This is a genomic window from Woeseia oceani (assembly GCF_001677435.1).
Taxonomy (GTDB): Bacteria; Pseudomonadota; Gammaproteobacteria; order Steroidobacterales; family Woeseiaceae; genus Woeseia; species Woeseia oceani.
Window position 1 is genome coordinate 1,255,306 of record NZ_CP016268.1, and the last position, 12,082, is coordinate 1,267,387.

Consider the following 12,082-nt stretch of genomic DNA (forward strand, 5'->3'; position numbering starts at 1 on the left):
CGACTGTCGAGCGGCATGGGGGGTTCAATGGCGCCAGGTCCCGAATTCCGTGTTGCTCGTGTATTGCTGATCGTTTGTGCTGTGCCGGTTGCCGGGCAGGTATTGGCGGCAGATAGCCAGGTAGCGACGCAGGACGAGATTGTTGTCGTTGCCAACAAACAGGCGAGATCCGTACGCGACGTTGCGGCCAACGTCACTGTCATTGACCGTGCAACTCTCGACGCGCAGCTTGCGGTCTCCACGGCTGATCTTTTTCGCTACACACCGGGCGTGGATGTCGAGGATGACGGAACGCGCTTTGGCGGCGAAGGTATCAATATCCGGGGCATTGGCGGCAATCGGGTCGCGATACTGGTTGATGGCGTGCCACTGGCTGATCAATTCAAGGTCGGTACTTTTTCCAATGCAACGCGAGACTTTCTCAATGCCGGGCTGACCCAACGGGCCGAAATCCTGCACGGGCCTGCTTCTGCTTTGTACGGCAGCTCGGCCATTGGTGGCGTTCTGGCGGTGGCAACGCCCGACCCCGCGGACATTGCGGCTGACAATAGCGCAGGTGCTGACCTGCAGCTGATGCACCAGGGAGCCGACAACAGCGTGCACGGTGTGGTTGCACTGAACCGCAATGATCATGGCCTGTTGCTGGCGCTTAGTCACCGGGATGGCAATGAAGAACCTTCGGCTGCGGTTCCGGATGTGCTGGATACCCGTGACTTCCAGCGTCGCACAATCCTTGCCAAGTACGTGTTTGACAGCGCTCGCAGCGGAACGTGGCGACTGAATGCCATTACTCAGGATGCCGCCGTCGATTCCGATCTGCGGTCATTTCTCGGGACCGGCCGCTACCGCTCCACCACGGCACTGCGAGGCGATGATCACTATCGCATGCGCCTTGTCAGTGCGGCGTGGGAATTCGGTGACAGCGCAGGCTGGCTGGATGATGGCGTGTTGCGAACCTATATGCAGGCGGCCAGAACGCGTCAGCGGACGCTGGATGAACGGGGCAACGCCGGAAGACCCGTCAGTATCGATCGCTACTTCGAATTCGAGCAAACGATACGGGGAATCGAGCTCAACCTGCACCGGGCGCTCACGGTGGGCCGTAGTGAACACCGCGTGGGTGCCGGTATGGAATTTCGGCTGCGATACAGCGAGGAGTTTCGCGACGGCAGGGAAACCGGGCTCATGGACGGCGTGTCGAGCAACGTTATTCTTGGTGAGGTGTTTCCGTTGCGCGATTTTCCCCGTAGCGAAACGCAAGAGTTCGGTGCCTTTATTGAAGACAGTATCGATTTCGGCAAAGTCACAGTGATCGCCGGAGTTCGCATAGACCACTACGAACTGGGCCCGCAAGACGATCCCATGTACGCGCAAAGCTATCCGTTCGCTGAGCCAGTCAGTGTGACCGAGTCTGATTTATCGCCCAAGTTGGCGCTGACTTATCATCACGGAGAACGCACGGACCTGTACCTGCAATACACGGAAGGCTTCCGTGCTCCACCGTATGAAGATGCCAATATTGGCCTTGAAGTGCCGTTCTTTAACTACCGTGCCGTTCCCAATCCCGATCTGAAATCTGAGCATTCGCAAGGCTTCGAGCTGGGGTTTCGCTGGACCGGTGAGCGCCTGCGTCTGCACGGTGCCGCATTCCGAACGAAATACACAGACTTCATCGAGTCGCGTGTGCGGATTGGTACCGACCTTGAAAGTGGCCGGGTCCTTTTCCAGGCGCGTAATCTGGCCAGCGCCGTTATTGAAGGTGTGGAAGCCGGCTGGCAGTGGCAATTGACGGGGGCTTTGCGCGACGTCGTTATTGATGGCTCCGTATACCGGGCACGTGGCGAAAATCGTGATAACCACCAGCCTCTCGAGTCTGTCGGGCCGGCAACAGCCGTTCTGGGTATTGGCTGGCAGTCAGCCGATGGCACACGAATGGTTCGCCTGCAGGGGGTCGCTGCGGAGTCCTGGGATCAACGTGATGAAACAACGGCCGTCGTATTCAAACCACCGGGCTACGCGGTAGTCGATCTCTATCTGTCTCAGGCCCTGGGGCAACACCTGACACTACGTGCAAGTGTGAAAAATCTGGGAAACAAGACCTGGTGGAACTGGTCCGGCGTTCGTGGCCTTGGCGAAGATGACGTGCTGGTGCCGCACCTGGCACAGCCGGGCCGGACGGTGAGCTTTGGCATACACATGAATTGGTAATGAACCCAAACCGGGAGCTGGCAATGAAGCAAGAGAACGAAAGTACGCGTTTCCATGTTGGTGCAGTGTTGCTATTCCTGAGTGCGTTTGCATTCGCTGCCGATGGCACCGGGACACGATCAACCGGCGATGGAGCGACGGCGCCGGTGCACGCCGCAGAGACCGCGCAGGGTCAGGCATTCGATGACCTGATGGCGCGTGGCAAGAACATTTACCTGACGAATTGCGCGGCGTGCCATCAACCCGACGGTAAGGGCCTGGCCGGTGTATTCCCGCCGCTCGCGGGCTCGGATTATCTCGCGGGTCCCCGCAAAGAGGTCCTGTCAGCCGCGCTGTTCGGTCTGTCAGGCCCGATCACGGTCAATGGCAAACCTTACAATGGCGTAATGCCGAGCATGGGGCATCTGAACGATGCCGACCTCGCTGCCGCCCTTAGCTACGTGCTGAACTCCTGGGATAATAAATTTGCAGCCGTCAGCGTTGCGGAGGTTGCGGCCTTGCGCGCGGAACTTGGGCAACAGGATCGTGCCAGCGGCGAGCCACACGCGGGAACGACAGCCGGTGAACTGCGCTACGAAGGCGCGCCGCTCGCAATCACCGGTGAGAATGCGAAGCGCATTATGAACCCGGACGGCGTAGCCATGACGGCCGATGAATACGGGATCGCGACGAAACTCTACTTCGAACGCTGCGCCGGTTGCCACGGCGTATTGCGTAAAGGAGCGACCGGTAAACCTCTGACTCCCGACATTACGATGCCAAAAGGCACGGAGTATTTGCGTGCATTGATCACTTACGGTTCCCCGGCAGGAATGCCCAACTGGGGCAGCTCCGGCGAACTTACGGCGGAGCAGATCGATATCATGGCGCGCTTTCTGCAACAGGAGCCGCCAGAGCCCCCTGAATTCGGCATGAGCGAAATGCGCGCGAGCTGGGATCTACGGGTGCCGCCTGAGCAACGGCCAACGAAACCCCAGCACAATCGCAACATCGACAACTATTTCGTCGTTACTCTGCGGGACGCGGGACAGGTTGCCATCATTGACGGCGATACCAAGGAGATTGTCGGCATACTGCCGACCGGCTATGCCGTGCACATTTCGCGTCCCAGTGCGTCAGGGCGGTACGTGTTCACAATCGGGCGCGACGCCCGGGTCGACATGATCGACCTCTGGACGACGACCCCGACTATCGTTGCGGAGATCAAAGTCGGTCTTGAGGCGCGGTCAGTGGAAACCTCCAAGTACCACGGTTACGAAGACAAGCTCGCAATTGCCGGTGCCTACTGGCCGCCGCAATTCACGATCATGGATGGGGATACGCTGGAGCCCATCAAGATTGTATCGACTCGTGGCATGACCGTGGATACTCAGGAATACCACCCGGAACCGCGAGTGGCAGCCATTGTCGCCTCGCACGAGCACCCCGAGTTCATTGTGAATGTCAAAGAGACGGGACATATCCTGCTGGTCAATTATGAGGATACGAACGCGCTCAGCATTACCGACATCGAAGCTGCTCGTTTCTTGCACGACGGTGGCTGGGACCGGAGCAAACGCTACTTCATGACGGCCGCCAATCAGTCGGACAAAATCGCTGTTGTCGATTCGCGGGACCGTGAACTGGAGGCGCTGGTCGATGTGACCAAAATTCCACACCCGGGACGGGGCGCGAACATCGATGACCCAACATACGGACCCGTCTGGGTAACGAGTGCATTGGGTAATGCGAACGTTACCTTCCTTGGCACGGACCCGGAAGGACATCCGGACAATGCCTGGAAGGTTGTACGGGTACTCGAGGGCATGGGCGGCGGTTCGTTGTTCGTCAAATCGCACCCGACGTCGCGCAATCTGTGGGTGGATGCACCGTTGAATCCGGATGAGGCGATTTCGCAGAGTGTCGCGGTATTCGATATCGACAACCTTGATGCCGGCTTCGAAGTGCTGCCGATAGGCGAATGGGCCGATCTGGGGCCGGGTCCGAAGCGGATTGTGCAACCGGAATTCAACAAAGCAGGTGACGAGGTCTGGTTTTCAGTCTGGAGTGGTCAGGAGGAGGAGTCGGCGCTGGTCATCGTTGACGATCGCACTCGCAAGCTCAAACACGTGATCAAGGGGCCGGAAATTGTCACGCCGACAGGCAAGTTCAATATCTTCAATACCGTGAACGATGTGTACTAGCCCGGGCGTACGAGGAAAAACGTCGCTCGGCAACGGCAACAGGCGATGGTCTGTTGCCGTTGCCGTTGCCGTTGTCGTTGCCAGCTTGGCGCAACTGCTGGCGTCTGTCGCTGTCAGCGCCGATGAAGCACCGGTTGCCAGTTTTATTGAGCAGGGCAAGGCCGGGCTCGATCTCCGCTACCGCTATGAACACGTCGACCAGGACGATTTTTCCAGGGCGGCCGACGCATCAACGCTGCGTTTGCGCCTGAACTACCAGATTGGTGCCGTGCGCGGAGTCAGTGGTTTTGTTGAGTTTGATTACGTTGCTGAACTCCTGCTCGATGATTTCAATAACGGTGATGGCAGTAATCCTGCCCGCAGCGCCTATCCGATCGTTGCGGACCCGCACGGCGATGACCTGAATCAACTCTATGTCGACTTCAATAACGGCGAACGTTTCTCGGCGCGGCTCGGCAGGCAGCGTATCCTTCTGGATAATCAGCGCTTTGTCGGTGGCGTAGGCTGGCGGCAGAACGAACAGACCTACGACGGTCTCACGCTGACGCTGACTGATGTGCTGAATGCAACGGTTCGCTACTCAGGGATATCGCGGGTCAAGCGAATCTTCGGCGAGCGTTCTCCTGCAGGAAGCCACGATGCCAGTATTCACCTTTTGAACGTGACCGTGCCACTGCAAAAACAGTGGACGGCGACACCGTATGCTTACTTGATCGACAATGATGATGCACCGCAACTATCGACCGCAACTTATGGTGTCCGTCTGAATGGTTCTACAGCGCTTGCCAAACGTCCGCTGTCATTGACGGTTGATGTTGCGACCCAAAGTGACGCGGGGAATGCACCGCTGGCGTTCCGGGCCAACTATCTGCGATTGGATGCGGGCCTGAAACTGACCAGCACGATTGATCTTGGACTGGGCTACGAGTTGCTGGGTGGCAATAGTAGTGAAGCGGGCAAAGCATTTCGCACGCCGTTAGCGACCTTGCATGCGTTTCAGGGTTGGGCCGACAAATTCCTTGCGACCCCCGATGCGGGCGTAGTCGATACTTTCGGAACGCTTCGCGTGACTCACGAGGCCTGGACGATAACGGGTGCTATTCACTTTTTCGATGTGGACTCGGGCAATGCGAGTCTTGGCAAAGAACTGGATGTCTCTGTGGGCCGGCGATTTGCGACGCGCTATCAACTGTTGTTGAAAGCGGCCTTTTTTGACGCAGAATCCGCAATGCTGACGGACAGCAGCAAACTATGGTTGATGTTGTCCGCCAGCTTTTGAGCGGGTTGCGTTGAGTCGCGTCGCTCTGTTCGGCCAATTCCGAACAGGCATGAACCGCCTGCCGCGAGCTTCAGCTGGCCTCTTCTCTGCTTTGCAGGACATCGTCCGGCGTATGGAACCAGTCCGGTTTAACAACCAGCAAATCGCAGGGCAGGTGATCCATTGTTCGTTCGGCCGTGGCACCGATAAACAAGCGCTTCCAGCGGTTACGGGCTACCGCACCCATGACGACCAGATCGGCTTTATGTTCGGTTGCTAAAGCGGGCAGTTCTTCATGCGTCCGTCCTTGCACCAGGTGCGCATGGTCATCGCCTATACCGTGGTAGTTGGTGACCTCGTGAAAACGTTTGCCGTGTTGCTCGCGCATCTGCTTGTCGATCTCATCCATAGGAAGTGATACTGGCAGGTAAGAGTTGGCTGTTGCGGTGGCAACGGCGATGCGTGGGTCATAAGCGTGGAATGCACGAACGTCGCCATTGCAGCGATCTGCCAGCAAGCGACTGATGACCATGATCTCATCATCAAGTGCGGCCGGTTTGTCGTTCTCATTCATTGGATCGATCGCGGCAATGATCACGGGTTTATCGGCAAACGGCCGGGGTTTGACCAGCCACAATGGCGCCTTGCAAAGCCGCATGAGCTGCCAGTCTGTGTTGCTCAACAGGACGCGCTGTGCGAGAGAATGGTAGTGAGTGTCTTTCACTATGATTTCTGCTTTGCTTTCCTCAGCATAGCGCACGATACCTTCGTGTAACGGGTGATCCCAGGCAGCATTGACGGTAACGGTCAACTCTTTGTCGCGCAGCGGTTTGGCCAGTTTTTCCAGGCGCTGCAATTGGTCGTCGATGACTTCCTTGCGCGCCTTGCGCAATGATCGGGAATCGAAAAAGCGGTCGCCGCTCAGATATTCGTTGTAGTAGCAAACGAACAGATCAAGCTCGGCTTTGTTACAGCCGGCAAGCCAGGCCGCTCTAGCAAGCGCTGGTTGTTCAGCGCTCGTAGGGTCGATGACGCACAGGACCCGCGAAATGTTCTTCATGCGAAAGCCTCCAAACAGCAAATAGTAGAGAGCCCGAATCGGGCTACCTTCAAATTACCGCAGGGTGCTGCGTCGCCCAATAAGGCATCGTGCCTAGATAATCGTGGTAACTACCTACTGCGCAGGGGTCGTGGAAAATACGCATGGTATGCAACAAACTGCAGCGTTCAAATGTCGTCTGCGAAAAGCGGGACGGAGCGCAACGTGCTGGATAAGTACCCTACGGGTCAAAATGAACATCGGCAGGCCGACGAGCGGTTGCGCTGGCGTGATGGAATCCCTGATCGTGCGATGAACGGCTTTTCGGAAAATGTAACGGAAAGCAGTAATGAGGGGCTGGACACAGCGTCTTGCGCGGCATTGCAGGAAATGACGTTATTGTTGTCTGCCATGAACCCGCTTGATGGTGACGGCTATGGAAATTGCGTGCATTGTCGTGCGCCGATTGACTCGACCAGGCTAACCGCCTTGCCATTCGCCGTACTGTGCGTTGATTGTGCCGAGGACGAAGGTCGTCTGGCCAAAAGCATCTTGCACCGCTAATTAACCAGGTGCATGCGCACCAGTTCCGGCAATGATTTGGCCTCCATTTTTTCCATGACGCGGGCGCGGTGTATTTCGACCGTACGCTGACTTACACCCAGTTCATGGGCGATGACCTTGTTGGCTTTTCCAGTGACCACGAGGTCCATGACTTCCCGCTCGCGGCCGGTAAGTCGTTGCAGCCGCTCTTTCACTACCGCGGTTTCGGACAGCGCTATTCTCTGCTGACTGTTGGCTTCGATGGCTGCATTTATTCGATCAAGCAGCTCCTGATCCCGAAACGGCTTTTCGATGAAGTCGAATGCGCCGTTCTTGATGGCCTCGACGGCCATGGGCACGTCACCGAACCCGGTTATGAAAATGACTGGCAAGCCGCAGCTGCGTTTTTGCAGTTCGTTCTGCAATTCAAGGCCACCTATGCCCGGCATGCGAATGTCGAGGATCAAACAACCCGACCACTCTGGCGAGTAGGCTTTAAGAAAGGTGTCGCCGGAGTCAAAAAGGTGGCAAGGCTGCCCGACCGATTTCATGAGCAACTCCATGGCGTGCCGTATTGAGCGGTCATCGTCGACAATGTAAACCGCTGGGCTATTGTTATTTGCTGTGTTCACTGCTTATTGTCCGTATGACGGTTCTTGGCAGCACTCGCTGGCCAAGTCCCGATTGCGTTGATGCCATCACGCTGTACGTATTATCCACAGACTGTGCCAGATTGGTGACTATGATAACTGTGTACATTGTCCCAGTCGGTGTCCGCACCGGGAGCGCACATGATGCCAGAGAACGACGGTACATACAGTCGGGCCGAGATGCCGTTCGTCGCGCCTTGCCGGCGGCTTCCACCGTTGGCTGCCTTCGGCTGGTTGCGGAAAGGCATTCGGGACTGGCAGCGAGCGCCCCGGGAGAGTGTCGCGTACGGGCTTGTGATGGCAGCGATTATGGCCCTGGTGTCTCTGCTCGCGTTGGTCTATGGCAGTGTCTGGCTGATGATCGCCATGCTTGGTGGCTTCGTTTTTCTCGCGCCGCTGGCGTGCGTAGGGCTCTACGCAATCAGTGCTCAGCTTGAACGCAGCAAGCCGCCGCAAATTGGCCGCAGTTTACGGGCAGCGTTTCGCCGCCACCTTGGCAATGAAATGGTGTTCGCCATCATTCTGCTTATCATTTTCCTTGTTTGGGCTCGCGCCGGAGCCATGGTCAGCGTGTTTTTCCCCGAATCGGGCCATCCTCTGCCGAGCGAGCTGGTCGCCTATCTCAGTGTCGGCAGTGCCGTGGGCGCGTTCTTCGCGGCGGTAACCTTTGCGGTCAGTGCGTTTTCATTGCCGATGATCGTGCATCGCGATGTGGATACGGTTACCGCCGTGGTGACCTCGATAAACGCCGTCCTGCGCAACAAATTGGCGCTGTCAGTCTGGTTGTTGCTGGTGGTTGGTGGAGTGTTGATCGGTGTGGCGACTGCCTTCATCGGTCTGGTATTCATACTGCCGCTTATTGGTTATGCCGCCTGGCATGGCTATCTCGAAACCATCGATGCGAGCGCCTTTCCACGGCACCGCATTGGCGTTACGGCTGAACCCCGAGCGCCGGAGCCCTGAGCAACTGCGCATTTCCCGGACCGTTATGAGGGAAATCCCGTATAGCCCGGACAATGCTCCCTGCCTATCGTCGCGCCTGGCAAGAAGAATGTCCTTCAAACGCAAAACGGGTGCCTGATTTAATGGATTCTCAAGCAACGTACAACGACAAAGTCGTACGTCAGTTCGCGATTATGACCGTGGTGTGGGGTGTTGTCGGCATGCTCGTTGGGCTGTACATCGCCGCGGAGCTGATTTGGCCTGGCCTCAGTTTCGATGTTCCGTACCTGACCTACAGCCGGTTGCGACCCCTGCATACCAATGCCGTCATATTTGCCTTTGGCGGTTGCGGCCTGTTCGCAACCGCTTATTACGTCGTGCAACGGACTTGTCATGTTCGTCTGGCTTTTGACAAGCTGGCCGCGTTCACCTTCTGGGGCTGGCAACTGGTCATCGTGCTGGCGGCTATCACTCTGCCGTTGGGTATCACCCAGAGCAAGGAGTACGCGGAGCTGGAATGGCCAATTGATTTGTTGATTGCGGTTGTATGGGTAGCTTTCGGTGCCGTTTTTCTCGCGACGATCGGCCGCCGTCGGGTCAAACACATCTATGTTGCCAACTGGTTCTATGCTGCCTACATCATCACAGTGGCAGTGCTGCATATCTTCAACAACCTCGTTATTCCGGTATCGATGTGGAAGTCGTACCCGATCTATTCCGGTGTCGTCGATGCCATGATGCAGTGGTGGTACGGCCATAATGCAGTGGGCTTTTTCCTCACCGCCGGCTTCCTCGGCATGATGTACTACTTCGTGCCGAAGCAGGCGGAACGGCCGGTGTATTCCTACCGGCTGTCGGTCGTGCATTTCTGGGCGCTGATCGCGATCTACATGTGGGCAGGACCGCATCACCTGCATTACACATCCTTGCCGAACTGGGCGCAGTCCATCGGCATGGTTTTCTCGCTGATTCTGCTGGCGCCGTCCTGGGGCGGCATGATCAACGGCATGATGACCTTGTCAGGTGCCTGGCATAAGTTGCGGACCGATCCGATCCTGAAGTTCATGATTGTTGCGCTGTCGTTCTACGGCATGTCGACCTTCGAAGGGCCGATGATGTCGATCAAGACGGTGAACGCGCTCTCGCATTACACCGACTGGACCATAGGTCACGTGCATTCGGGCGCACTCGGCTGGGTGGCAATGATGACCATCGGCTCCCTGTACTGCCTGATACCGCGAATCTTCAACAAGACCTCCATGTACTCGACACGGCTGATCGATGTGCATTTCTGGACCTCGACCATCGGCGTGGTTTTGTATGCCGTGTCAATGTGGATCGCCGGCATTACCCAGGGATTGATGTGGCGTGCGTTGAATCAGGACGGCACGTTGACCTATTCATTCATCGAAAGCATCAAGTTCACCTATCCGTATTACGGCATACGACTGCTCGGCGGTCTCGTGTTCTTCTCCGGAATGCTGGTCATGGTCTGGAACGTCTGGAAAACCGTTGCGGATGTGAAGCCGCGTGCTGTCGCTGTTGTGCAGCCCGCCTGAGGAATCGACATGAGCCACGAGAAAATTGAGAAAAACATCACGGTTATGTCGGTGCTGATCGTCGCTGTGATCAGTATTGGCGGACTGATAGAGATTCTGCCGCTGATGGCGAGCAGTGCGGCAACGGAGCCGATGGAAGGCATAGAGCCGTACCCTGCGCTGCAACTGGCGGGTCGGGATATTTACGTTCGCGAGGGCTGCTACGGCTGCCACTCACAACAAATCCGACCGTTTCGGAGCGAAACCGAACGCTACGGTCCGTACTCCGTCGCCGGCGAGTTCGTTTATGACCGGCCGTTCCAGTTTGGTTCCAAGCGCACGGGTCCGGACCTGGCCCGTGTCGGCGGACGCTACAGCGATGACTGGCACCGTATTCATTTGCTGAAGCCGCAAGACCTTGTGCCGGATTCGAACATGCCGGCGTACCCCTGGCTCGCCGAGGCAGAAGTGGACGGTGACCTCATCACGCGCAAATTGCGTGCGCTGAAGATGCTGGGTGATCCGTACACCGATGAACAGATTGCCGGCGCGGCAGCCGCCGTCGCGGGCCAGTCGGAACTCGATGCGCTGGTGGCGTACCTGCAGAACCTCGGGACCGCGCGCAGCGCGCGTTGACGGAGAACAGATTATGGATATGGGAACAATTCGGGGTTTGTTAACCGTGGCCTTGCTGCTGTTGTTTATCGGAGTTTCGGTATGGGCGTTCAGTCGCCGCCGAAGCGACGACTTCGCTGAAGCGGCCCGGGTGCCGCTCGAAGACGATAGCGACCCGGCAGCCGCACCAAAAGCGAACCGTAAGGGGCGTGGTCGATGAGCAACGCATGGGCTTGGTATGTCGCCGTAGGCACGGTCGCCAGCATGCTGGCGTGTTTCTGGTTGATCGTGTGGACCAACCGGCAGCGCGCCAGCGATGAAGAAATCGCGGCTTCCGAGGCGCACGTCTGGGATGAGGATATTCGCGAACTGAACAACCCATTGCCGATGTGGTGGCTGGGTTTGTTTTTCCTGACGCTGATCTGGGGCGCCGGTTATTTTCTGATGTACCCGTCACTGCTTGTTTACGATGGCGCACTGGGTTGGAGTCAGGAACAACAGTATGCCGATCAAATGGCTGAGGCTGAAGCGCGCTACGCCCCCATCTTTGCCCGTTACGCGGACATGCCGATTGACGAAATAGCCAACGATGAGCAGGCGCTTGCCATTGGTGGCAGTTTGTACGCGAACTATTGCAGCCAATGTCATGGCGCAAACGCACTGGGTGCGCCGGGTTTTCCGAACCTGACAGACAAAGTGTGGAACTGGGGCGGGACGCCGGCGGCCATTGAGCAAACGCTGCGTAACGGGCGGAACGGCATCATGCCGGCGCTGGGCATGGTTTTGCAGAGTGATGAGGCTATCGATGAGATGGTCGACTACGTGCGTACGCTGCAGGATGGCATGGATACTCAATCTCCGGCGCATGCACGCTACATGACGTTGTGCATAGGCTGCCACGGTCCGACCGGCGATGGTATGCAGGTACTTGGTGCGCCTGCGCTCAATGACGACAACTGGCTCTACGGCAGTTCGCCCGCGGCGATACGCAAGACCATCGTTGAAGGGCGCAACGGCGTGATGCCGGCACATCAGAAACTGCTAGGCGATGATCGACTGCGGATACTTGCAGCCTACGTCTACAGCCTGTCGAAACCGGATTGATC

At 57.3% G+C, this 12,082-nt stretch carries 11 protein-coding genes; 9 read left to right on the top strand and 2 right to left on the bottom strand.

What is annotated here, in order from left to right; all coding sequences use genetic code 11:
* Positions 1-27: 27 nt before the first annotated feature.
* The 3 genes from BA177_RS05465 to BA177_RS05475 are packed head-to-tail and all read left to right on the top strand — an operon-like array spanning position 28 to position 5,670.
* Positions 28-2,208: a TonB-dependent receptor domain-containing protein gene (locus BA177_RS05465; RefSeq protein WP_068613900.1), complete on the top strand. Its 2,181-nt coding sequence runs from the start codon at positions 28-30 to the stop codon at positions 2,206-2,208.
* Positions 2,209-2,231: 23 nt separating this feature from the next.
* The gene (locus BA177_RS05470) at positions 2,232-4,391 is read left to right on the top strand and encodes a cytochrome D1 domain-containing protein (RefSeq protein WP_269465650.1); all 2,160 of its coding nucleotides are present in this window, start codon (positions 2,232-2,234) and stop codon (positions 4,389-4,391) included.
* Positions 4,381-5,670: an alginate export family protein gene (locus tag BA177_RS05475; protein WP_068613903.1), complete on the top strand. Its 1,290-nt coding sequence runs from the start codon at positions 4,381-4,383 to the stop codon at positions 5,668-5,670. Before BA177_RS05470 ends, BA177_RS05475 begins: the two co-directional genes overlap by 11 nt.
* Positions 5,671-5,740: 70 nt before the next feature.
* Here the strand turns inward: BA177_RS05475 and BA177_RS05480 are convergent, their stop codons facing one another.
* The gene (locus BA177_RS05480; RefSeq protein WP_068613907.1) at positions 5,741-6,709 is read right to left on the bottom strand and encodes a universal stress protein; all 969 of its coding nucleotides are present in this window, start codon (positions 6,707-6,709) and stop codon (positions 5,741-5,743) included.
* A 171-nt stretch (positions 6,710-6,880) separates the two neighbouring features.
* Here BA177_RS05480 and BA177_RS05485 point away from each other — a divergent pair, with 171 nt between their 5' ends.
* Positions 6,881-7,252 carry a TraR/DksA family transcriptional regulator gene (locus BA177_RS05485; RefSeq protein ID WP_068613910.1) on the top strand — a complete coding sequence of 124 codons (372 nt, stop codon included), beginning with the start codon at positions 6,881-6,883 and terminating at the stop codon, positions 7,250-7,252.
* On the opposite strand, the gene BA177_RS05490 is transcribed toward BA177_RS05485, so the two are convergent.
* Positions 7,249-7,863, bottom strand: a complete 615-nt coding sequence (locus tag BA177_RS05490; RefSeq protein ID WP_231892487.1) for a response regulator transcription factor — start codon at positions 7,861-7,863, stop codon at positions 7,249-7,251. The two genes, BA177_RS05485 and BA177_RS05490, sit on opposite strands and share 4 nt — an antisense overlap.
* A gap of 159 nt (positions 7,864-8,022) precedes the next feature.
* On the opposite strand from BA177_RS05490, the gene BA177_RS05495 reads away from it, so the two are divergent.
* From BA177_RS05495 to ccoP, 5 genes are all read left to right on the top strand, one after another.
* The gene (locus tag BA177_RS05495; RefSeq protein WP_082989895.1) at positions 8,023-8,844 is read left to right on the top strand and encodes a DUF2189 domain-containing protein; all 822 of its coding nucleotides are present in this window, start codon (positions 8,023-8,025) and stop codon (positions 8,842-8,844) included.
* A gap of 122 nt (positions 8,845-8,966) precedes the next feature.
* Positions 8,967-10,382 carry a cytochrome-c oxidase, cbb3-type subunit I gene (ccoN, locus tag BA177_RS05500; RefSeq protein WP_068613915.1) on the top strand — a complete coding sequence of 472 codons (1,416 nt, stop codon included), beginning with the start codon at positions 8,967-8,969 and terminating at the stop codon, positions 10,380-10,382.
* A gap of 9 nt (positions 10,383-10,391) precedes the next feature.
* The gene (ccoO, locus tag BA177_RS05505) at positions 10,392-10,997 is read left to right on the top strand and encodes a cytochrome-c oxidase, cbb3-type subunit II (protein WP_068613918.1); all 606 of its coding nucleotides are present in this window, start codon (positions 10,392-10,394) and stop codon (positions 10,995-10,997) included.
* 13 nt (positions 10,998-11,010) lie between these two features.
* Positions 11,011-11,196, top strand: coding sequence for a cbb3-type cytochrome oxidase subunit 3 (locus BA177_RS05510; protein WP_068613921.1), 186 nt, complete (start codon positions 11,011-11,013; stop codon positions 11,194-11,196).
* Positions 11,193-12,080, top strand: coding sequence for a cytochrome-c oxidase, cbb3-type subunit III (ccoP, locus tag BA177_RS05515; protein ID WP_068613924.1), 888 nt, complete (start codon positions 11,193-11,195; stop codon positions 12,078-12,080). Before BA177_RS05510 ends, ccoP begins: the two co-directional genes overlap by 4 nt.
* The last annotated feature ends 2 nt before the right edge of the window (positions 12,081-12,082 follow it).

Excerpts from the sequence above, each read along its gene's own strand:
- ccoO (WP_068613918.1), top strand. The coding sequence starts at position 10,392 with ATGAGCCACGAGAAAATTGAGAAAAACATCACGGTTATGTCGGTGCTG.
- ccoP (WP_068613924.1), top strand. The coding sequence starts at position 11,193 with ATGAGCAACGCATGGGCTTGGTATGTCGCCGTAGGCACGGTCGCCAGC.
- ccoN (WP_068613915.1), top strand. The coding sequence starts at position 8,967 with ATGGATTCTCAAGCAACGTACAACGACAAAGTCGTACGTCAGTTCGCG.
- BA177_RS05495 (WP_082989895.1), top strand. The coding sequence starts at position 8,023 with ATGATGCCAGAGAACGACGGTACATACAGTCGGGCCGAGATGCCGTTC.
- BA177_RS05465 (WP_068613900.1), top strand. The coding sequence starts at position 28 with ATGGCGCCAGGTCCCGAATTCCGTGTTGCTCGTGTATTGCTGATCGTT.
- BA177_RS05480 (WP_068613907.1), bottom strand. The coding sequence starts at position 6,709 with ATGAAGAACATTTCGCGGGTCCTGTGCGTCATCGACCCTACGAGCGCT.
- BA177_RS05510 (WP_068613921.1), top strand. The coding sequence starts at position 11,011 with ATGGATATGGGAACAATTCGGGGTTTGTTAACCGTGGCCTTGCTGCTG.
- BA177_RS05475 (WP_068613903.1), top strand. The coding sequence starts at position 4,381 with ATGTGTACTAGCCCGGGCGTACGAGGAAAAACGTCGCTCGGCAACGGC.
- BA177_RS05470 (WP_269465650.1), top strand. The coding sequence starts at position 2,232 with ATGAAGCAAGAGAACGAAAGTACGCGTTTCCATGTTGGTGCAGTGTTG.
- BA177_RS05485 (WP_068613910.1), top strand. The coding sequence starts at position 6,881 with ATGTCGTCTGCGAAAAGCGGGACGGAGCGCAACGTGCTGGATAAGTAC.